Source organism: Allobosea sp. FBZP-16 (genome assembly GCF_002831785.1).
Classification (GTDB): domain Bacteria; phylum Pseudomonadota; class Alphaproteobacteria; order Rhizobiales; family Beijerinckiaceae; genus Allobosea; species Allobosea lupini.
In genome coordinates this window covers 19,850-38,759 of the sequence record NZ_LNCQ01000035.1, presented here as the reverse complement: position 1 = coordinate 38,759, position 18,910 = coordinate 19,850, and the positions used below count along the sequence as shown (strand labels likewise).

The 18,910-nt window shown below is 67.2% G+C and carries 20 protein-coding genes and 1 pseudogene; 5 read left to right on the top strand and 16 right to left on the bottom strand.

Annotated elements, in window-relative coordinates:
* Positions 1-390 (bottom strand): annotated as a pseudogene (locus CXY91_RS19350) (hypothetical protein); the annotation flags it as partial.
* A gap of 173 nt (positions 391-563) precedes the next feature.
* Here CXY91_RS19350 and CXY91_RS19345 point away from each other — a divergent pair.
* The 3 genes from CXY91_RS19345 (at position 564) to CXY91_RS19335 (ending at position 3,726) form a co-directional block, all read left to right on the top strand.
* Positions 564-1,565: a DUF808 domain-containing protein gene (locus tag CXY91_RS19345; RefSeq protein ID WP_100962857.1), complete on the top strand. Its 1,002-nt coding sequence runs from the start codon at positions 564-566 to the stop codon at positions 1,563-1,565.
* Positions 1,566-1,669: 104 nt separating this feature from the next.
* Positions 1,670-2,608: an AEC family transporter gene (locus CXY91_RS19340; RefSeq protein ID WP_143079692.1), complete on the top strand. Its 939-nt coding sequence runs from the start codon at positions 1,670-1,672 to the stop codon at positions 2,606-2,608.
* Positions 2,609-2,628: 20 nt separating this feature from the next.
* Complete coding sequence (locus tag CXY91_RS19335) at positions 2,629-3,726, top strand: NADH:flavin oxidoreductase/NADH oxidase (protein WP_100962856.1); 1,098 nt, start codon at positions 2,629-2,631, stop codon at positions 3,724-3,726.
* A 162-nt stretch (positions 3,727-3,888) separates the two neighbouring features.
* Here the strand turns inward: CXY91_RS19335 and CXY91_RS19330 are convergent, their stop codons facing one another.
* The 6 genes from CXY91_RS19330 to epmA form a co-directional block, all read right to left on the bottom strand.
* On the bottom strand, positions 3,889-4,197 hold the full coding sequence (locus CXY91_RS19330; RefSeq protein ID WP_100962855.1) for a DUF1330 domain-containing protein: 309 nt from the start codon (positions 4,195-4,197) through the stop codon (positions 3,889-3,891).
* 2 nt (positions 4,198-4,199) lie between these two features.
* Positions 4,200-4,487, bottom strand: coding sequence for a DUF1330 domain-containing protein (locus CXY91_RS19325; protein WP_100962854.1), 288 nt, complete (start codon positions 4,485-4,487; stop codon positions 4,200-4,202).
* A gap of 36 nt (positions 4,488-4,523) precedes the next feature.
* Positions 4,524-5,231, bottom strand: coding sequence for an orotidine-5'-phosphate decarboxylase (gene pyrF / locus CXY91_RS19320; RefSeq protein ID WP_100962853.1), 708 nt, complete (start codon positions 5,229-5,231; stop codon positions 4,524-4,526).
* 119 nt (positions 5,232-5,350) lie between these two features.
* Entirely contained in the window at positions 5,351-6,025 is a 675-nt protein-coding gene (locus CXY91_RS19315; protein WP_158673499.1) for a DsbA family oxidoreductase, read from the bottom strand.
* Positions 6,026-6,065: 40 nt separating this feature from the next.
* On the bottom strand, positions 6,066-7,130 hold the full coding sequence (locus CXY91_RS19310) for a lysine-2,3-aminomutase-like protein (RefSeq protein WP_100962851.1): 1,065 nt from the start codon (positions 7,128-7,130) through the stop codon (positions 6,066-6,068).
* Positions 7,127-8,191 (bottom strand): EF-P lysine aminoacylase EpmA, encoded by a 1,065-nt coding sequence (gene epmA, locus CXY91_RS19305; RefSeq protein WP_100962850.1) that lies wholly within the window; start codon positions 8,189-8,191, stop codon positions 7,127-7,129. Before epmA ends, CXY91_RS19310 begins: the two co-directional genes overlap by 4 nt.
* A 132-nt stretch (positions 8,192-8,323) precedes the next feature.
* On the opposite strand from epmA, the gene efp reads away from it, so the two are divergent.
* Positions 8,324-8,893 carry an elongation factor P gene (gene efp / locus CXY91_RS19300; protein WP_091833646.1) on the top strand — a complete coding sequence of 190 codons (570 nt, stop codon included), beginning with the start codon at positions 8,324-8,326 and terminating at the stop codon, positions 8,891-8,893.
* Positions 8,894-8,987: 94 nt separating this feature from the next.
* Positions 8,988-9,506: a DUF1993 domain-containing protein gene (locus CXY91_RS19295; protein ID WP_100962849.1), complete on the top strand. Its 519-nt coding sequence runs from the start codon at positions 8,988-8,990 to the stop codon at positions 9,504-9,506.
* 159 nt (positions 9,507-9,665) lie between these two features.
* Here the strand turns inward: CXY91_RS19295 and CXY91_RS19290 are convergent, their stop codons facing one another.
* The 9 genes from CXY91_RS19290 to CXY91_RS19250 form a co-directional block, all read right to left on the bottom strand.
* The gene (locus tag CXY91_RS19290; protein WP_100962848.1) at positions 9,666-11,120 is read right to left on the bottom strand and encodes a phospholipase D-like domain-containing protein; all 1,455 of its coding nucleotides are present in this window, start codon (positions 11,118-11,120) and stop codon (positions 9,666-9,668) included.
* Between the two features lie 353 nt (positions 11,121-11,473).
* A complete protein-coding gene (locus CXY91_RS19285) occupies positions 11,474-12,130 on the bottom strand; it encodes an MBL fold metallo-hydrolase (protein ID WP_100962847.1) in 657 nt (218 codons plus the stop codon).
* A 32-nt stretch (positions 12,131-12,162) separates the two neighbouring features.
* Positions 12,163-12,495, bottom strand: a complete 333-nt coding sequence (locus CXY91_RS19280; protein WP_091833633.1) for a hypothetical protein — start codon at positions 12,493-12,495, stop codon at positions 12,163-12,165.
* Positions 12,492-14,108 (bottom strand): fumarate hydratase, encoded by a 1,617-nt coding sequence (locus CXY91_RS19275; RefSeq protein WP_100962846.1) that lies wholly within the window; start codon positions 14,106-14,108, stop codon positions 12,492-12,494. Before CXY91_RS19275 ends, CXY91_RS19280 begins: the two co-directional genes overlap by 4 nt.
* A 135-nt stretch (positions 14,109-14,243) precedes the next feature.
* Complete coding sequence (gene ptsN / locus CXY91_RS19270) at positions 14,244-14,705, bottom strand: PTS IIA-like nitrogen regulatory protein PtsN (RefSeq protein WP_091833628.1); 462 nt, start codon at positions 14,703-14,705, stop codon at positions 14,244-14,246.
* An 84-nt stretch (positions 14,706-14,789) separates the two neighbouring features.
* On the bottom strand, positions 14,790-15,377 hold the full coding sequence (hpf, locus tag CXY91_RS19265; protein ID WP_091833624.1) for a ribosome hibernation-promoting factor, HPF/YfiA family: 588 nt from the start codon (positions 15,375-15,377) through the stop codon (positions 14,790-14,792).
* A gap of 188 nt (positions 15,378-15,565) precedes the next feature.
* The gene (gene rpoN, locus CXY91_RS19260) at positions 15,566-17,098 is read right to left on the bottom strand and encodes an RNA polymerase factor sigma-54 (RefSeq protein ID WP_100962845.1); all 1,533 of its coding nucleotides are present in this window, start codon (positions 17,096-17,098) and stop codon (positions 15,566-15,568) included.
* Between the two features lie 160 nt (positions 17,099-17,258).
* The gene (gene lptB / locus CXY91_RS19255; protein ID WP_425285437.1) at positions 17,259-18,155 is read right to left on the bottom strand and encodes an LPS export ABC transporter ATP-binding protein; all 897 of its coding nucleotides are present in this window, start codon (positions 18,153-18,155) and stop codon (positions 17,259-17,261) included.
* A gap of 111 nt (positions 18,156-18,266) precedes the next feature.
* Complete coding sequence (locus tag CXY91_RS19250; RefSeq protein WP_091833618.1) at positions 18,267-18,905, bottom strand: LptA/OstA family protein; 639 nt, start codon at positions 18,903-18,905, stop codon at positions 18,267-18,269.
* Between the last annotated feature and the right edge of the window lie 5 nt (positions 18,906-18,910).

Here is an 18,910-nt window from a genome sequence, read left to right as displayed (position 1 = left end):
CGCTTCCGCGCCGGCCCGCAGCGCGCCCTCGCCATCCCGGACCCGGACCAGCAGGATCTGCGCGGGATCGAGCCCGAGCTCGGCCAGGCCCGGCGGATGCAGCTGTCCGGCCTCGGCATCGAGGAAATCCTGCCGGACCCAGAGCACTGGCCGCGAGCCGGCAGCGCGCAAAGCCAGCGCCGCGGCGAAGCCCGTGGCGGCGGGCAGGTCGGCCCCGGCCGCGGCGTAGACCTCATGCAAGGCGGCGCGCGTGATCCCTCCCCCCAGCGGCTCATCCAGCGAGGGCGATCCGAACGCGACCCGCTCCACCGGCGAAAGCTCGCGCGCCAGCCCCGCCAGAGCGAGGCTCTGCCGTAAGGCTGTCAGGGATCGGGTGGAGGCGTCTGCCATAGGGTCACATGTTCACTTTTTGTTCCAGTCATAAAGCGACTCCAAAACGCGCCGGAGTCAAGTCCGCATCCGCTTCCGCTTGCCTGCGAGCGGCTCGCTGCTGTCATATCGGAGCAAATCGGATCACCTATCCGCTGTGCGCCGCAAGCCCGCGGCCTCGCCTGGAGACCGCCATGAGTTCGGGACTGTTCGCCCTTCTCGACGACGTCGCAGCCCTGGCCAAGGTCGCCGCGGCCGCGCTCGACGATGCCGCCGCGCAAGCGACCAAGGCCGGCGCCAAGGCAGCCGGTATCGTCATCGACGACGCAGCGGTGACCCCGCGCTACGCGGTCGGCTTCGCGGCGGAGCGCGAATTGCCGATCATCGGCAAGATCGCGCTCGGCTCGCTGAAGAACAAGCTCATCTTCCTGCTGCCGGCGGCGCTGGTGCTCAGCCTGGTCGCGCCCTGGGCGATAACGCCGCTCTTGATGGCGGGCGGCGCCTATCTCTGTTTCGAAGGCTTCGAGAAGGTCTACGAGCTCGTCGTACCGCACGCGCATCACGACGAGGCCGCCGGCGAGGGCGGCACCGATATCCTCGACGCAAAGCAGCTCGAAGACCAGAAGATCGCCGGCGCGATCAAGACCGACTTCATCCTCTCGGCCGAGATCATGGCGATCACGCTCGCCGGGGTCACCGACTCGTCCTTCTGGATGCAGGCGCTGGTGCTGGCCGTGGTCGGCCTCGGCATGACCGTGCTGGTCTATGGCGTCGTCGCCCTGATCGTGAAGGCGGACGATGCCGGCGTCGCGCTGGCGCGCAGCAGTATCCTCCCGATCCGGCTCCTCGGGCGCGGCCTCGTCACCGGCATGCCGCCCTTCCTCAAGGTGCTGAGCGCGGTCGGCACGGCTGCGATGCTCTGGGTCGGCGGCGGCATCATCATCCATGGCCTCGCCGGCTATGGGCTCGCCGGGATCGAGCATGCCATCCATGCCGTCGCCGTCGCGGTCGGAGGCGCCTGGCCGGCGCTCAAGGGTGCGCTCGAATGGCTGACCACGGCGGCCGCCTCCGCGGTTTTCGGACTCGTCATCGGCGGGCTCTGCCTCGTCGGCATGCATTTCGTCGTCGAGCCGGTGCTGAAGGCGCGGCGTGGCAGCGGCACGAAGACTGCCGCCGCCGAGGCGAAGCGGCATTGAGCGCCGCCCAAGCGCAGGCCCCATGCGTCTGCGGCAGCCGCGCGCCTTGCTGAAATCTGCTAGCGCGATTGGACAAGCCCGTCGCGCGGGCAACCGGTCCGTTCATGCTGCAATTCCTCGCCACCAGTACGCCATTCTTCGCGGTGATCGCGCTCGGCGCCTTCACCGCCTGGCGCAGCCTGTTCGCGGCCGACACAGTCAGGGTGTTCAACACATTCGCCTTCATGGTGGCGACGCCGGCGATGGTCCTGCGGGTGATGTCGCGCCAGCCGATCGCGGAATTGTGGAACGGGGTCTTCTTCGCCGCTCTCGCCCTGATCGGCGTCGCGGTGCTGGCGCTCGCGATCCTGCTGCAACGGCGCCTGCTCGGCCTGCCTTTCCCCAACGCGGTGTCACGCGGCCAGGCACTGGTCGGCGGCAATTTCGCCTTCCTCGGCATCCCGCTGATGCTCGCCTTCCTCGGCGACAGCGCCGCGGCGCCGATCGCGATCGGACTGATCTGCGACACCGCCCTGATCGTGCCGCTCTCGATCGGGCTGATCGAGGCCGGACGCGGCCAGGGCTCGCCACTTGCGATCGCGGCTAGGCTCGTCCGCGGTACGATCGTCAACCCGTTCATGCTCTCGATCATGGCCGGGATCGCACTGTCGCTGAGCGGGGTCGCGCTGCCTGAGCCGGTCGACCGGTTCCTGCTCTTCCTCGGCGCCTCGGCCGCGCCGGTCGGCGTCTTCGCGCTGGGGATCGCTGCCTTCCAGTGGAGCCGGCAGGGCAGGCTGCCCTTGCGCGGCGTGCTGCCGCTGGTGGCCGGCAAGCTCATCCTGCACCCCCTGCTGACCTGGGTCGTGCTGGCGCTGGTCCTGAAGCTCGATCCGTTCTGGGTCCAGGCCGGCGTGCTCTATGCGGCGCTGCCGATCGCGGCCAATGTCTTCGTCATTGCCGAACGCTTCGACACCGGCAGCCGCCCGATCGCGGCTGCGATCGTGATCTCGACCGCCGCAGCCGCCCTCACCTTCCCCCTCGCAATCTGGCTGATCTCGCCCTGAACGCCAGCCCGGAGACATCCATGCCAAGCCAGCTCTTCCAGCCCTTCGACCTCGGCGGCCTGCACCTGTCGAACCGGATCGTGATCGCGCCGATGTGCCAGTATTCGGCCGAGGAGGGCTCGGCGACCGACTGGCACCTGATCCATCTCGGCAACCTCTCCCTGTCGGGCGCCGGGCTGCTGATCATCGAGGCGACCGCGGTCGAGCCCGAGGGGCGGATCAGCCCGGACGATCTCGGCCTATGGAGCGATGCGAACGAGGCGGCGCTGGCGCGCGTGCTTGAGGGTATCCGGCGCCATTCCGAGATGCCGATCGGCATCCAGCTCGGCCATGCCGGCCGCAAGGCCTCGGTCCACTCGCCCTGGACAGGTGGCGGGCAGCGCCCGCTCGAGGATCGCGGCTGGCAGACGCTCGCACCCTCGGCCTTGCCGATGCAGGCCAAGGACCGGCCGCCGCTGCCGCTCGACGCCGCCGGGCTGAAGCGGATCCGCGAAGCCTTCGTCGCGACGGCGCGCCGGGCGGTGCGGCTCGGCCTGCAGGCGATCGAACTGCATTGCGCCCATGGCTATCTCTTGCACCAGTTTCTGTCGCCGCTCGCCAACCAGCGTGACGATGCCTATGGCGGCTCGCTGGAGAACCGCATGCGTTTCCCGCTCGAGGTCTTCGATGCGGTGCGCGAGTCGGTGCCGGCCGCAATCCCGGTCGGCGTGCGCGTCTCCGGGACCGACTGGGTCGAGGGCGGCTGGGACATCGCCCAGACCGTCGCCTTCTCGGAGGCGCTGAAGGCGCGCGGCGTCAGCTTCATCCACGTCTCCAGCGGCGGCGTCTCGGCCGCGCAGACAATCGCGCTGTCGCCGGGCTATCAGGTGCCGCTGGCCCGCGCGGTGAAGACGGCAACGGGCGTGCCGACCATCGCCGTCGGCCTGATCACCGATTACGAGCATGCCGAGGCAGTGGTCGCCGGCGGCGATGCCCACATGGTCGCACTCGCCCGCGGCATCCTCTACGATCCGCGCTGGCCCTGGCATGCCGCCGCCCATCTCGGCGCCAGCGTCAAGGCGCCGAAGCAGTATCTGCGCTCGCAGCCGAGCCGGTACAGGACGCTGTTCGAGAGTTGAAACGTCGCCCTACCAACACAAAGGCAGTCATCCCGGACAAGCGGCGAAGCCGCGCCGATCCGGATCCATTCCGGAGCCTTTCCGATAGAGGTTCCGGAATGGGTCCCGGGCCTCCCTCCGGTCGCCCGGGACGACTAGAGGGTTTGAATGCGCGGACCGGACTCAATCGCCCGGCTGCGCGCCCTCATAGCCCTCGATGATGACGAGATCGACCGGGCCGACCTTGGCGAGATGCTGCACCGCCGCCTGGTATTCCGGCGAATCGTAGCAGGCGCGTGCCGTCTCGATGTCCTTGAACTCGATGACGACGTTGTGCTTGCGGCCCTCGCCGCGGGCGAGCTTGTACTCGCCGCCGCGGACGATGAACTTGCCGCCGTATTTGGCGAAGGCGATGGCGTTGAGCGAGCGGTAGGTGGCGTATTCCGACTCGTTCTGCACGTCGACGCGGGCGATCCAGTAGCCTTTCGCCATGGTCACGCCCCCTCGACCGCGATCAGGTCGATCTCGCCGGCGCCCTCGCGCAGCTTGCGCGCCTCGCCATATTCGACCGAAAACAGATAGGCCTTGGCCGCCGCGTAATCGGGAAATTCGAGGACGACGTTGCGAGCCCGGCCCTCGCCCTCGCCAACCGACATCTGGCCGCCGCGGACCAGAGGCGTGCCGCCATACTGCTTGATCACCTCGGAGGCTTTCGCGGCATAGACCGCCCATTGCGTCGCATTGGTCACCTTGGCGCGACCGATCACATATCCCTTGGGCATTGCCGTATCCGTATCCGATGGAAAGGAGGCGGGAGATTATGCGGCGCCGGCGATCTCGTCCATGACCGCAGCCGCCGCTGCACGCGGGTCTGCCGCGCGGATGATGGGACGCCCGACGACGAGGTGGTCGGCGCCGGCGCGGATCGCCTCGGCCGGGGTGAGCGTGCGCTTCTGGTCGCCGGCGGCGCTGCCGGCCGGCCGGATGCCGGGGGTGACGATCGCCATGTCGGGGCCGATGACGTCGCGGACGATCTCGGTCTCGGCGGCGGAGCAGACGATGCCGTCGACGCCGGCGCCGCGCGCCTGCTGGGCGCGCAGGCGCACGAGGTCGCGCACCGCGAGGCCGTAGCCGGCATCCCTGAGGTCGCCATCGTCATAGGAGGTCAAAGCGGTGACGGCGAGCAGCTTCAGCGCCGCCTCGCCGCGGCCCTCGACCGCGCCGCGCATGGTCTGCGGATAGGCGTGCACGGTCAGGAAGGTGACGCCGAGCTTGGTCAGCGATTCCACGCCCTCGGTCACCGTGTTGCCGATGTCGTGCAGCTTGAGATCGAGGAAGACCTTCTTGCCTTCGGTCACGAGCTGGCGGGCAAGGTCGAGCCCGCCGGCGAAGGCGAGCCGATAGCCGATCTTGTAAAAGCTCGCGCCGTCGCCGAGCGTCGAGACGATGCGATAGGCGTCCCAGACCGTCGGCACGTCGAGCGCGACGATCATGCGGTCCCGGAGATCGTTGATCTTCTGCGTCATCGCTCTGCCCTCCGCCTGTTACCGGGTGAAAGGCACGATTCGAGTGCTAGCGCAAGGATTTCTCATTTTTGAGACGGATCTTTTTTTCGACCCGGCGGCTAAGATCACTCCGGAACGCGTCAATCATCCTCGTCATGAGGCTTCGCCGCCAGCACCTGCGCAAACACCTGCGTCCAGACCTCCGGCGGCTGCGCGCCCGACACCGCGAGCTTGCCGTCAACAATGAAGAAGGGCACGCCGGTGACGCCGACCTTCTGGGCATGGGCTTCCAGCCCGATAATGGTCTCGCGCAATTCGTCATTGGCGAGCTCGTCGCGCGCCGCCTGCTCGTCGAAGCCCTGCTCGCCGGCGATCGCGACCAGCGTCTCGAGGTCGCCGATATCGCGCCCATCCTGCCAATAGGCCTTGAACAGCGCCGCGGTCATCTCGCCGCCGCGCTGCACGGTCGCTGCGGCGGCGACGAGCATATGCGCCATGCGGGTGTTGACGCTCTTCGTCACCTTGGCCCAGTTGAAGGTGACGCCGCTCTCCAGCGCCGCCTCGGACAGGCGCAGTTCGATCTCGCGGCGCTTGCCGGGGCCGAACTTGCCGTCGAGATAGGCGGTGCGGTCCATGCCACCAGCCGGCATCTCCGGATTGAGCTCATAGGGCAGCCAGGTGATGGCAACCCGCTCGGTCAGATTATGGTTGGCGAGCGCGGTCTCGAGGCGGGCCTTGCCGATGAAGCACCAGGGGCAGGCGATGTCGGAAACGATCGCGAGCGGCAGCTTGTCGGGCGCGGAGGGGGTCAGCATGGTCTTCGATCCTTCGCGGAGCGCCGCGGCGGGGCTTGCGTCAGACCGGCGGATAGGCGTGGAGCTCGCCATGGCGATCCTCCGCGAAGCCGTGCGCGCCGGGCGTCTCGCAGCCCGAAAGGAAGGCGGGTCCGACCGGGATCTTGCCGGCCCCGCCTGGGATGTCGAGGATATAGGTCGGCTGGCACAGGCCGGAAAGGTTGCCGCGCAGGCTTTTGACGAGCGCCTGCCCTTCCGCCAGCGAGAGCCGGAAATGCGCGGTGCCCGGCGCGAGATCGGGATGGTGCAGGTAATACGGCTTCACCCGGTTCTCGACAAAGGCCCGCATCAGCGCCGACAGCGTCTCGATATCGGCGTTGACGCCCTTGAGCAGCACGCTCTGGCTGATCAGGACATGGCCGGCATCGGCGAGGCGCGCCAGCGCTGCCTTCGAGTCCGCGGTGAACTCGCGCGGGTGGTTGGCGTGGACGGCGATGTAGCTCGCCTTGCCGGGAATGCGCAGCGCGCGGGCATAATCCTCGGTGATGCGCTCGGGCTGGACCATCGGCACGCGCGTATGCCAGCGCGCCACCTTGATATGTGGGATCGCGGCAAGACGCCTGGCCACCTCGCGCACGCGGCGGGCGGAGAGGATCAACGGGTCGCCACCGGTCATGATCACCTCCCAGATCTCCGGACAGGAGGCGAGATAGGCGAGCGCGGCATCGAGCTTGTCGCCGGTCAAGGCATCGCCGCCCGGGCCGACCATCTCGCGGCGGAAGCAGAAGCGGCAATAGACCGGGCAGGCATGGACCAGCTTGAGCAAGGCCCGGTCCGGATAACGATGGACCACGCCCTCGACCGGCGAATGCGCCTCGTCGCCGATCGGATCGGCGAGCTCTTCCGGCAAAGTCGTCAGTTCGGCAGCGGCGGGAAGGAACTGGCGGGCGATCGGATCGGCTTCGTCGGCCGGGTCGATCAGCGCCGCGATCGCCGGCGTCACCGAGACGGCGTAGCGCTTGGCCACCTCGGCCAGCGCCGCGCGCCGCTCAGGCGCGACAAGGCCGCGCTCGACGAGGGCGTCGAGCGTCTTCAGCGGCTGGCCGGGCGGCTGATGGATCGTCATCGCCCTCCCCTGCCCGGTTCCGCGACCGGCGTCCAGAGCACATCCTCGATCCGGCGCGCGCCGGTGGCGAGCATGACCAGCCGGTCGAACCCAAGCGCGATGCCCGACGCCTGCGGCATCACCGCAAGCGCGGCGAGGAAGTCCTCGTCGACCGGATAGCGCTCGCCATAGATGCGCTGCTTCTCGTCCATATCAGCCTCGAAGCGCCGGCGCTGCTCGGCCGGATCGGTCAGCTCGCCGAAGGCATTGGCAAGTTCGACGCCGCAGGCATAAAGCTCGAAGCGCTCGGCGACGCGCGGATCGCCGGGCTTCGGCCGGGCCAGCGCCGCTTCCGAGATCGGGTATTCGCACAGGATGGTGGCGCGGCCGCGACCGAGCTCGGGCTCGATCCTCTCGGAGAGGATGCGGCTGAAGATGTCGGACCAGTTGTCGTCCTCGGCAACCCGAATGCCGGCTTCAGCGGCATCGGCTGCCAGCGCCGGGCGGTCGAGATAAAGGTCGGCCGCGATCGTGCGCTTGAGATCGATGCCGGCATGACGGCGAAAGGCATCCTGCACGGTCAGCCGCTCCGGCGCCGCGAACGGGTCGACCTCGGCGCCGCGCCAGCGCAGCACGCTCGCCCCGGCCGCGCGGGCCGCCTCGGCGAGCAACGCCGCGCAATCATCCATCAGCGCGTCATAATTCTCCCCGGCGCGATACCACTCCAGCATGGTGAACTCCGGATGGTGCAGCGCCGTGCGCTCGCGATTGCGGAAGACGCGCGCGAAATCGAAGAGACGCGGCTCGCCGGCCGCCAACAGCTTCTTGGCGGCGAATTCGGGCGAGGTATGCAGGTAGTAGGGATGGCCGGCGCCGGCATCGTCGATCAGCGAGGTCGAAAAGCCGTGCAGATGCGTCTCGTTGCCGGGCGAGAGCTGCAGGATCGCGGCCTCGACCTCGATGAAGTCGCGCGCCTCGAACCAGCGCCGCAGCGCAGCCTTGATCCGCCCGCGCGCCAGCAGCGCGGGGCGCCGGTCGGCATGGATGTCCGGCCGCCAGAAGGGCGGATAGCTCTGGCTCATCACATCTCTCTATAGCGAAAGCCACGCAAACCGGCCTGCGCGCTTCCGTTTGCGCCTCGAATGCGGTAGTGGCGCGGCACAGGACTTCGCATAGCGCGCGGATGAAGCCCGCGCCAGCCAAGGAAATCACACGTGGTCAAGGTCATCGCCTCCTCCGTCCGCAAGGGCAACGTCCTCGAGCTCGACGGACATCTCTGCACGGTCATCTCGGCCGAGAGCTTCTTCCCGGGCAAGGGTACGCCGACGACGCAGATCGACATGCGCCGCATCTCCGACGGCGTGAAGATGACCCAGCGCTACAAGACGACCGAGCAGGTCGAGCGCGCCTATGTCGAGGATCGCGACTTCACCTATCTCTACCAGGACGGCGAGCAGTACGTTTTCATGAACCCCGAGACCTACGACCAGATCCCGGTCGATGGCGATGTCGTGGGCGACATGGCGCCCTATCTCCAGGAAGGCATGAAGGTCTCGCTGTCGGTGTTCGAGGACCGGGCGGTGGCGATCGAGCTGCCGCAGCGCGTCACGGTCGAGGTCGCCGAGACCGAGCCGGTGACCAAGGGCCAGACGGCCTCCTCCTCCTACAAGCCGGCGATCCTGACCAATGGCGTGCGCACCGCCGTGCCGCCGCATATCGGAGCGGGCACCCGCATCGTGGTGATGACCGCCGACGGCTCCTATGTCGAGCGCGCCAAGGACTGACGCCGTACGCCGCTGACAGCGGCGGCGAACCCTTATATCGGTGATGACAGCGGGCCCTTCTCCGGGCCCGTTTTCGTTGGTGAGGTTCCCCCAAATGCCGCTTTCCGCCTATGACGCCGTCTTCCCCGGTTTCATCCAGACCCTGAAGGCGCTCGACGCCATCCTCGACAAGGCGACGGCCGAGGCCTCCCAGCGCAAGATCCAGCCGGAGGTGCTGCTGTCGAGCCGGCTCGCCCCGGACATGCTGTCCTTTACCCGGCAGGTCCAGCTCATGTCGGATTTCGCCAAGAACGCCGCGGCCCGGGTCAGCGGGGCGGAGAACCCGCGCTTTCCCGACGAGGAGAAGAGCTTCGAGGAGCTGAAGGCGCGGATCGCGAAAACGCTCGACTTCATCGCCTCGGTCGACAAGGCGGCGCTCGATGCCGGGCTCGACAAGGATGTGACCTTCCCGCGCGGCTCCTCGGCAACCGTGACGATGAAGGGCGCCGACTATCTCACGCGCTTTGCCCTGCCGAACTTCTACTTCCACGCCACGACGGCCTACGACATCCTGCGCGAGAACGGCTTCCAGATCGGCAAGCAGGACTTCCTGAAGGGCGTGTTCGACGCCTGAGGCTTGGCGCCGTCAACATCCGGGTCATCCCGGACGGAGCGAAGCGGAGATCCGGGATCCATGCCTGAACCCCTATCGGAAAGGTTCCGGAATGGGTCCCGGGTCTCCCTTCGGTCGCCCGGGACGACACGCGCTTTCTGACGAAGGCGACACCAGCCCTCACAAATAGGGCGAGCAGAGCCAGAGCATCCGGTCGAGCAGACGCAAGGGGAAGGGCCGCGCGCGCAGTTCCTTCAGCGTGACCGGATGCGCTCCTGAAATCGCGGCATCGATGCGCTGTTCGATCCCGCGGGCGAAGCCTTGGTCGAGCACTTCGAGATCGATCTCGAAATTCAGCCTGAGCGAGCGCGCGTCGAGGTTGGACGAGCCGACATAGGCCCAGGTGCCGTCGATCGCGAGCAGCTTGGAATGGTCGAAGGAGCCGGTTGCGCGCCAGATCCGGCAACCATCCTTCAGCACCTGGTCGAACTGCGCCCGCATGGCGCGGTCGACCAGGACGAGGTTGTTGACGTCAGGCACGACGATGTCGATGGCGACGCCGCGACGCGCCGCGGTCACCAGCGCGCTGATCAATTCCCGGTCCGGCAGGAAATAGGGCGACATGATCCGGATCGACTCGCGCGCCACCGAGAAGGCGCCGATCAGCAGCTTGTGATTGGTCTCCAGGCTGGCGTCAGGGCCGGAAGCCACCGCGCGCATCAGCACCGTCGGACCTTGTCGAGCCGCCTCCGGCGTGACCGTCCAGGTATCGCCAGTCAGTTCCTCGCCCGAAGCGAAGCGCCAATCCTCGGCCGCGACGCCGAACAGGTCCTCGACGACCGGTCCCTCGATCCGGAAATGCGTATCGTGCCCGGCCGCCTCGCCGGCAAACTCGGTCGTGAAGCCCTGGCGGATGTTCATGCCGCCGGCGAAGGCGATCCGCCCATCGGCGATCAGCAGCTTGCGGTGCGTGCGCAGGTTCGCATAGGGCAATCTCAGGCCGATGATGATATTGCCGTTGAAGACGTCGACCGGCACGCCGCCCTTCTGCAGGTAGCCGACGATGCTCGGCACCGAATAGCGCGCGCCGACGGCATCGATCAGGACACGTACCGCGACGCCCCGCTCATGGGCCGCGATCAGCGCGTCGGCGACGCGCAGGCCGAGCGGATCGCGGTCGAAGATGTAGGTTTCGAGAATGACCGAGCGCTCGGCCGCCGCAATCGCCGCGATCATCGCGGCATAGGCCTCGTCACCGGTCCGGAGCACCGCGATGGCGTTGCCGGTCTTGAGATGCCGGCGCGTCGCCTTGTCGCCGAGCGTCTTCAGCGCGGCGAAGCGGCGCCCGACATCGCCGGCGACCTCAGCGTCGGAGACTTCGAATGTCTGAGCCAGTGGATAAGCGAGCGTCTGCCGGCGCTGCGAGGCGATCGAGGCGCGGCGGATGCGGTTGATGCCGCCGACCGCATAGACCAGCGACCCGATGATCGGCGAGAGCACGATGATGCCGACCCAGCCGATGGCGGCGCGGACATCGTCCTTGGTCATCGCGGCATGGCTGGCGGCGACGACCGTCAGCGCCAGCGAGACGAAGCCAAGAATATGAGGCCAGTAGACGGAGAGAATATCCCACATCGCCCGACTATCGCATGGGCAGCGAAACCGGCAACGCGGTCAAGCGCCTGAACGCGTGGCCCACTGTCATGGACCTGCCCCTTGCAATGATGGGATCACAGTCCCATATCGGGATCACGGCAATGTCGAGGGCGTTCCACCGCCCTCCGTTCCGTTGAAGACGGCCATGAACCCGAAGCCAGCGACGCCGGATGTACGCGCGCTCTTCCGGACATGGCCGTTAGCGTTTCTGAAGCGCGTCATGCTCGGGCTCGACCCGAGCATCTCGGGCCGGAGGAGGCTCCGGCGGACGCCTTCTCGTCATGAGTTTCTCGGGTCTGCGCTTCGCTTCGCCCGAGAATGACGACCTCCCCTCATCCCTGCAGGAACGGATTGGTCTTGCGCTCCTCGCCGAGCGTGCTCGCCTGACCATGGCCTGGCAGGAACTGGACGTCGTCGCCGAGCGGCAGCAGCTTGCCCTTGATGCCACCGATCAGGTCCTTGTGGTTGCCGTAGGGGAAATCCGTACGGCCGACCGAGCCTGCGAAGATCGTGTCGCCGGCGAGCAGGAAGCGCAGATCCTTCTGGAACAGCGTGACATGGCCGGGTGTATGCCCCGGCACATGCAGCACGGAGAAATCGATATCGCCGACCGAGACGGTGTCGCCTTCGGTGAGCCAGCGCGTCGGCGTCACCGCCTGTACGCCGCGCATCTCGAACATCAGCCCCTGCTGCGGCAGGGCGTCGAGCAGGAACTTGTCGGCCTCGTGCGGGCCGATGATCGGCAGGTTCAAGACGCCGGCGAGTTCGGTCGCACCGCCGGCATGATCGATATGGCCATGGGTCAGCCAGATCGCGACCGGCGTGACGCCGAGCTCCGTCAGCGCGCCGCGGACGCGCTCGACATCGCCACCGGGATCGACGATCGCGGCCTCCTTGGTGCGTGTGCACCAGACGATCGAGCAGTTCTGCTGGAACGGCGTCACCGGCACGACGGCGATGCCGAGCGGGCTTTCTGTCTGGTCGGTCATCGCAGGCCTTTCGTCAGGGGAGCCGGAACTGTCTATCGGCGCCCGCAGCGGTTGGCGAGCAGCACGCGATAGTCGGCGAGCGACTGGTCCATCTGCGCGACGTTCTCCTCGCGCTGCCGGCCGGTCTGGCAGGTCGCGAAGACCGAACGCGCCTTCTGCATGAAGGTCACGTGGTCGCGCCAGGCGGCGCATTGCGTCGCCTGGTCGGCCGTGGCGACCTGCTGCATCTTGTACTGGCGCTGGCGCATCGCCGCCTCGTTCTGGAACAGGTCACGCGAGCACGTCGCCGGAACGGGACGCGGCTGCGCCGATGCGACAGCGGGAGCCAGGGCCAGCAGGACGGCGACGGCAGCGCGGGCGATCATCCGAGGTTCAGCTCCTTGAAGAAGTCGTTGCCCTTGTCGTCGATGACGATGAAGGCGGGGAAATCCTCGACCTCGATGCGCCAGACCGCCTCCATGCCGAGCTCGGGGTATTCGAGCAATTCGACCTTGCGGATGCAGTCCTGGGCGAGCCGCGCCGCCGGCCCGCCGATCGAGCCGAGATAGAAGCCGCCATGGGCCTTGCAGGCCTCGCGGACCTGGGCCGAGCGGTTGCCCTTGGCCAGCATCACCATCGAGCCGCCGAAGGACTGGAACTGGTCGACGAAGGAGTCCATCCGGCCGGCCGTGGTCGGGCCGAAGGAGCCGGAGGCGAAGCCCTCCGGCGTCTTGGCCGGGCCGGCATAGTAGACCGGGTGGTTCTTCAGATAGTCCGGCATGCCCTGGCCGTTCTCCAGGCGCTCGCGGATCTTGGCATGGGCCGAGTCGCGCGCGACGATGATCGTTCCGGTCAGCGAGAGCCGGGTCTTTACCGGGTATTGCGTCAATGTGGCGAGAATCTCAGCCATCGGCCGGTTGAGATCGACCTTGACGACGTCGCCGCCGAGCTTGGCCTCGTCGATCTCCGGCAGATACTTCGACGGATCGGTCTCCAGCGCCTCCAGGAAGATGCCGTCCCTGGTGATCTTGCCCTTGGCCTGGCGGTCGGCCGAGCAGGAGACGCCGAGCCCGATCGGCAGCGAGGCGCCGTGGCGCGGCAGGCGGATGACGCGCACGTCATGGCAGAAATACTTGCCGCCGAACTGGGCGCCGACGCCGAGCGCCTGCGTCAGCTTGTGGACCTCCTCCTCCATCTCAAGGTCGCGGAAGGCATGGCCGGAGGGAGAGCCCTTGGTCGGCAGAGCGTCGAGGTACTTGGTCGAGGCCAGCTTGACCGTCTTCAGGTTCTGCTCGGCCGAAGTGCCGCCGATGACGATGGCGAGGTGATAGGGCGGGCAGGCGGCGGTGCCGAGCGTCAGGATCTTCTCCTTCAGGAACGCCATCATCCGGTCCCTGGTCAGGAGCGAGGGCGTCGCCTGGAAGAGGAAGGTCTTGTTGGCCGAGCCGCCGCCCTTGGCAACGAAGAGGAATTTGTAGGCATCCTCACCCTCGGCATAAATGTCGATCTGCGCCGGCAGGTTGGTCGCGGTGTTCTTCTCCTCGAACATGGAGAGCGGAGCGACCTGCGAATAGCGCAGATTGCGCTTGAGATAGGCGTCGTAGACGCCCTCGCCGAGCGCCGCCTCGTCGTCGCCGTCCGTCCAGACCTTGCGGCCCTTCTTGCCCATGATGATTGCGGTGCCGGTGTCCTGGCACATCGGCAGCACGCCGCCGGCAGCGATGCCCGCGTTCTTGAGCAGGTCATAGGCGACGAAGCGGTCGTTTCCAGTCGCCTCGGGATCGTCGAGGATCTTGGCGAGCTGGGCGAGATGGCCCGGGCGCAGCAGGTGGTTGATGTCGATGAAAGCCTGCTCGGAGAGCCGCTTGATCGCCTCGCGCGAGACGCTCAGGACCTCGCGGCCAGCGACCGTCTCGACCGTGACGCCGTCGCTGCCGAGCGAGCGATAGGGCGTCTTGTCCTCGCCGAGGGGGAAGAGATCGACATGGGTGTAGGCCATCGCGGCACTCCGGCGGTTCAATGGCGCCGCGCACGGCGCCTCACAGCTTCGGCCGCGTCATAGCCGCTCGGGGCAAGGCCTCCAAGCCCAGACTGTCATCATTCAAAGGAAGAAGCCGCCTCATGCGGCCTGCCGTCAGGCCGCCTTGGCGGCGGTCTCCGCAAGGATGGCGTAAATGGCGGCCGGGTCATGCGCGTGGCGCACCTGCTCCAGCACCGCCTGGTTGCGCAGCACGCGGGCGACGCGGGCCAGGGCCTTGAGATGATCGGCCCCCGCCCCTTCCGGCGCGATCAGCACGAAGATGATGTCGACCGGCTGGCCGTCCAGCGCCTCGAAATCGATCGCCTTCTCAGCGCGGGCGAACAGACCGACAAGACGGTCGATGCCGGCCATGCGCCCATGCGGGATCGCGATGCCGTCGCCGATGCCGGTCGAACCCAGACGCTCGCGCTGGAGCAGGGCCTCGAACAGCTCGCGCTCTGGCAGGCCGGTGAGCAGGGCGGCGTGCTGCGCCAGCTCCTGCAGGGCCTGCTTCTTGCTGTTGGCGCGCAACGGCGAGATCACCGCATCGGGCCGGAGAAGATCGGTCAGCGTCATAGGCCAATCCATGCATGTCCCGTGCCGGAACGCGGGCGCCACCGGCATCCCGGCCGGCACCCGAATTCCATCAGCGGCGGGACTTCAAGAAAGAGAAGCCGGCGGATCGATCCAGCCGATATTGCCGTCGCGGCGGCGGTATACGACGTTCATGCGCCCATTGCCAGCATGGCGGAAGATAACCACAGGCGCGCCGGTCAGATCGAGCTCGGCGACCGCGTCGCTTACCGTCATCTGGTGCAGGGACTTGGTCGATTCGGCCACGATCACCGGGTTCTCACCGGCGTAATCGGCCTCGTGTTCCTCGATATCCTCGTCGGGAGCGGCAATCACATAGCTGGGGATTTCCACGGCCGCCTCCCGCCCATTGGCGGCAGCGGCGCGATCCTTCAGCCGTCGCTTGTAGCGGCGCAGCCGCTTCTCGATGCGCTCGGCCATCTTGTCGAGGCTGGCATAAGGATCATGCGCAGTGGCCGACGCTTCGAGGGTGATGCCGGAAGACAGATGCAGAACACCGTCGGTCTTGAAGGCGGTGCCATCCTTGCCGACGGTGACGTGGCCCTGATAGCCGCCCTCATAGTATTTGCCCAACGCTGCGGCGACCCTGGCCTCGGCCTGGCCACGGAGGGCCTCGCCGACATCGAGATTCTTGCCGGAGATTCGCAAGCTCATGGAGTGCTTCCCCTTCTTGTCGCCATGATCAGTAGCCGACCATCCTCAGGAGGTAAGGACGGCCTCATGGGGTTGTCAATGCGCGGTCTCGCGCAGTTGCTCTGGCGGCAGGGCAAGCCTGCGAGCATCTCATGGAACAGAAGACGATTTGTGCTGCACCGCACGCCGGGCGTGGAAGAGTTCGCCCTTCAGCGTCCGGCCAGCGCCATCGCCGCCTTCTCGCGGCGGCGCTCCATCGAGGAGGGAATGCGCAGCGATTCCCGATACTTCGCCACGGTACGGCGAGCGATATCGATGCCGCTCTCCTTCAGCCTGGAGACGATGGCGTCATCTGAAAGCACGTCCCGCGGCGGCTCCTCGTCGATCATCTGCTTGATGCGGTGCCGTACGGCCTCGGCCGAATGCGCCTCGCCATAACCCGTCGCCGCGATCGCGGCGGAAAAGAAGTATTTCATCTCGAAGACCCCGCGCGGGCAGGCGAGGTACTTGTTCGAGGTGACGCGCGAGACCGTCGATTCGTGCATGCCGATCGCGTCGGCGACGGTCTTGAGGTTGAGCGGGCGCAGATGCTCGACGCCATGGGCGAAGAAGCCATCCTGCTGGCGCACGATCTCGCTGGCCACCTTCAGGATGGTGCGGGCGCGCTGCTCGAGCGAGCGGGTCAGCCAGTTCGCCGTCTGCAGGCATTCGGCGATGAAGGCCTTGTCCACATCGCTACGGGCCGCCTTCGTGACGCGGGCATGATAGGTCTGGTTGACCAGCACGCGCGGCAAGGTGTCGGGGTTGAGATCGACAAGCCAGGAACCGTCCGGCGCAGCACGGATGAAGACATCCGGCACCACCGTCTCCGCCGCCGAGCCGCCGAAGGCGCGCCCCGGCTTGGGGTCGAGCCGCCGGATCTCGGCGACCATGTCGGCGATGTCCTCGTCATCGACGCCGCAGATGCGCTTCAGGGTGGCAAAGTCGCGTTTGGCGAGGAGCGGCAGGTTGGCGATGAGGGCCTGCATGGCCGGGTCGTAGCGGTCGCGGTCACGCAGCTGGATCGCCAGGCACTCGCCGACATCGCGGGCGGCGACACCGCTGGGATCGAAGCCCTGGACGATGGCGAGTACCTGCTCGACCCTGGCAAGATCGACGCCGAGGCGTTCGGCTATGTCGGCAAGCGGTTCGGTCAGATAGCCAGCATCATCGACGCCATCGATGATGTGGCGGCCGATCAGGCGCTCGGCCGGCGCAGTCAAGGCCAGGTCGAGCTGGGCGCTGAGATGCTCGTGCAGCGAGATTTCGCTTGTCAGCCCGCTTTCGAAGCCCTCGGGCCCCTCCTCGAACGAGCCGCCCGAGCCGCCATAGGTGCCGCCGATGATCGGCAGGCTGTCGGCTCCTTGTGTCTCCAGCCGCGCCGCCTTGGGCTGCTCGTTCTGGAAGACATTGTCGAGCCCGGTGCCGAGCCGACCCTCGATGCCCTCCTGGGTGTTGAGGCTCTCGGCGCGGGCATAGGCTTCGGCATCGGCCGTGAGCGGGCTTTCGCCGGCGCCGTTGAGCGAGCCGGCATCGGGAGCCTCGTCGCCGCGCTCGAGCAGCGGATTGCGCTCGAGCTCGCCCTCGACGAAGCTCTGGAGTTCGAGATGGGAGAGCTGGAGCAGCTTGATCGCCTGCAATAGCTGCGGCGTCATCACCAGGGACTGGCCCTGGCGCAGCTCCATGCGTGGCATCATCGCCATCGCGATCCCGACTCCTTAGCCTGCGGCAATTCGGCACGGTTCTTGCCTGTGGAACAGACTAACCGCCGGCCGCGGCCACGTCAAAGCCTTGGCCAGGCTTTTGCGTCGGGAAGTTAATGCACCGCAACATAGCCGGTTTGGCGAGCGCGTAACGGACGCCTCAGAGCCGGAAATCCTCGCCGAGATAGACACGCCGGACATCGGCATTGGCGATGATCTCGGCCGGTGAGCCCTCGGTCAGCACCCGGCCGGAATGGATGATGTAGGCGCGATCGACCAACCCGAGCGTCTCGCGGACATTGTGGTCGGTGATCAGCACGCCGATGCCGCGATCGGTCAATTGCCGGACCAGCTCCTGGATGTCGCCGACCGCGATCGGGTCGATGCCGGCGAAGGGCTCGTCGAGCAGGATGAAGGAGGGCCGCCCGGCGAGTGCACGGGCGATCTCGCAGCGGCGGCGCTCGCCGCCCGAGAGCGCGATCGAAGGCGCCTTGCGCAGGCGGCTGATGTTGAATTCGTCGAGCAGTTTGTCGAGCTCGCGCTCGCGCTTCTTGCGGTTCGGCTCAACCACCTCGAGCACGGCCCGGATATTGTCCTCGACCGAGAGGCCGCGGAAGATCGAGGCTTCCTGCGGCAGATAACCGATGCCGAGCCGGGCGCGCTGGTACATCGGCAGGTTGGTGATGTCGTTCCCTTCGAGCGAAATCACACCCATATCGGCGCTGACCAGACCGGTGATCATGTAGAAGATCGTGGTCTTGCCGGCGCCGTTCGGGCCGAGCAGGCCGACCGCCTCGCCATTGCGGACATAGAGCGAGGCCTCGCTCACGACATTGCGCGCGCCGTAGGTCTTGCGCAGGCCGCTGACGGCGAGGATGCCGGCGCCGCCGACGGCGCTCGCGACCGGGCCAGGCTGTTCATCGTCTTCGACAGCCTGCTTGTCCTTGCCCCGGCCGAAGAGTCGCCCGAACAGCCCCGGCGTCGCCGGCGCCTTGGCCGGCCGCGCCGGGCTTGGCTGCGCCTGCTGGCCAGCATCGGAAGGCGGAGACGTGGATATCGTCACAGGAGGAAATTCAAGCTGCTGGCGTTCGACATGGGTCCGCTCTGGTATGCGAGGCGCGCCGAACTGGCAACGCCTTCCTGCAGCCGCCCCTGCCGCAAAGGAATATCAATTGGTTGGCTTGGCGCCGGCCTTGTTGTCCTTGCCGTCCTTGTTGTCACCCGAGTTCGGCACGAAGAAGCCCTGGACACGCCCGCTCGACGTCACGTTGGCGATGCCGGTCTGCGTATTATAGACCAGCTTGTCGCCGCGGGTGATGTTCGGGCCATCGTTCAGCGCGACATTGCCGGTCATGATCACCTGATTGTTGGCGCGGTCGAAGACGGCATTGTCCGAGGTCGCGGCCTGGGTCTTCGAGACGACGGTGACCGGCCCGCTGCATTCGATGCGCTTGATCGCGCCGTCATTGGCGCCCTGGCCTTGCGCGGCAGGCTGTGCCGGCCTCGGCGTCCCACCCTGGCCCCGGCCCTCATAGAACACCGTCATCACCGAGCAGCGCACGGTCGTCTCGCCCTGCACGGCGACGACATTGCCGGAGAAGACCGCCTTGTTGTCCTTGTCGAGCACGTCGAGCTTGTTCGCGTCGATCTTGATCGGTTCCTTGCTGTCGCCGCCCATGCCGCCGAAAGGCGAGCCCGGAGCGCCACCGCGCGCCTTGGCCGGCTTGGCGGCCGGCTGCTGAGCGAATGCAGCTGTCGACAGCGCCGGAGCGACCAGAACAGCGAGAGCGAGAGCGAGAGCTTTCATCGGTG

Coding starts and splice junctions, on each gene's coding strand:
- CXY91_RS19345 (WP_100962857.1), top strand. CDS start 564: ATGAGTTCGGGACTGTTCGCCCTTCTCGACGACGTCGCAGCCCTGGCC.
- CXY91_RS19340 (WP_143079692.1), top strand. CDS start 1,670: ATGCTGCAATTCCTCGCCACCAGTACGCCATTCTTCGCGGTGATCGCG.
- CXY91_RS19335 (WP_100962856.1), top strand. CDS start 2,629: ATGCCAAGCCAGCTCTTCCAGCCCTTCGACCTCGGCGGCCTGCACCTG.
- CXY91_RS19330 (WP_100962855.1), bottom strand. CDS start 4,197: ATGGCGAAAGGCTACTGGATCGCCCGCGTCGACGTGCAGAACGAGTCG.
- CXY91_RS19325 (WP_100962854.1), bottom strand. CDS start 4,487: ATGCCCAAGGGATATGTGATCGGTCGCGCCAAGGTGACCAATGCGACG.
- pyrF (WP_100962853.1), bottom strand. CDS start 5,231: ATGACGCAGAAGATCAACGATCTCCGGGACCGCATGATCGTCGCGCTC.
- CXY91_RS19315 (WP_158673499.1), bottom strand. CDS start 6,025: ATGCTGACCCCCTCCGCGCCCGACAAGCTGCCGCTCGCGATCGTTTCC.
- CXY91_RS19310 (WP_100962851.1), bottom strand. CDS start 7,130: ATGACGATCCATCAGCCGCCCGGCCAGCCGCTGAAGACGCTCGACGCC.
- epmA (WP_100962850.1), bottom strand. CDS start 8,191: ATGAGCCAGAGCTATCCGCCCTTCTGGCGGCCGGACATCCATGCCGAC.
- CXY91_RS19295 (WP_100962849.1), top strand. CDS start 8,988: ATGCCGCTTTCCGCCTATGACGCCGTCTTCCCCGGTTTCATCCAGACC.
- CXY91_RS19290 (WP_100962848.1), bottom strand. CDS start 11,120: ATGTGGGATATTCTCTCCGTCTACTGGCCTCATATTCTTGGCTTCGTC.
- CXY91_RS19285 (WP_100962847.1), bottom strand. CDS start 12,130: ATGACCGACCAGACAGAAAGCCCGCTCGGCATCGCCGTCGTGCCGGTG.
- CXY91_RS19280 (WP_091833633.1), bottom strand. CDS start 12,495: ATGATCGCCCGCGCTGCCGTCGCCGTCCTGCTGGCCCTGGCTCCCGCT.
- CXY91_RS19275 (WP_100962846.1), bottom strand. CDS start 14,108: ATGGCCTACACCCATGTCGATCTCTTCCCCCTCGGCGAGGACAAGACG.
- ptsN (WP_091833628.1), bottom strand. CDS start 14,705: ATGACGCTGACCGATCTTCTCCGGCCCGATGCGGTGATCTCGCCGTTG.
- hpf (WP_091833624.1), bottom strand. CDS start 15,377: ATGAGCTTGCGAATCTCCGGCAAGAATCTCGATGTCGGCGAGGCCCTC.
- rpoN (WP_100962845.1), bottom strand. CDS start 17,098: ATGGCGATGATGCCACGCATGGAGCTGCGCCAGGGCCAGTCCCTGGTG.
- CXY91_RS19250 (WP_091833618.1), bottom strand. CDS start 18,905: ATGAAAGCTCTCGCTCTCGCTCTCGCTGTTCTGGTCGCTCCGGCGCTG.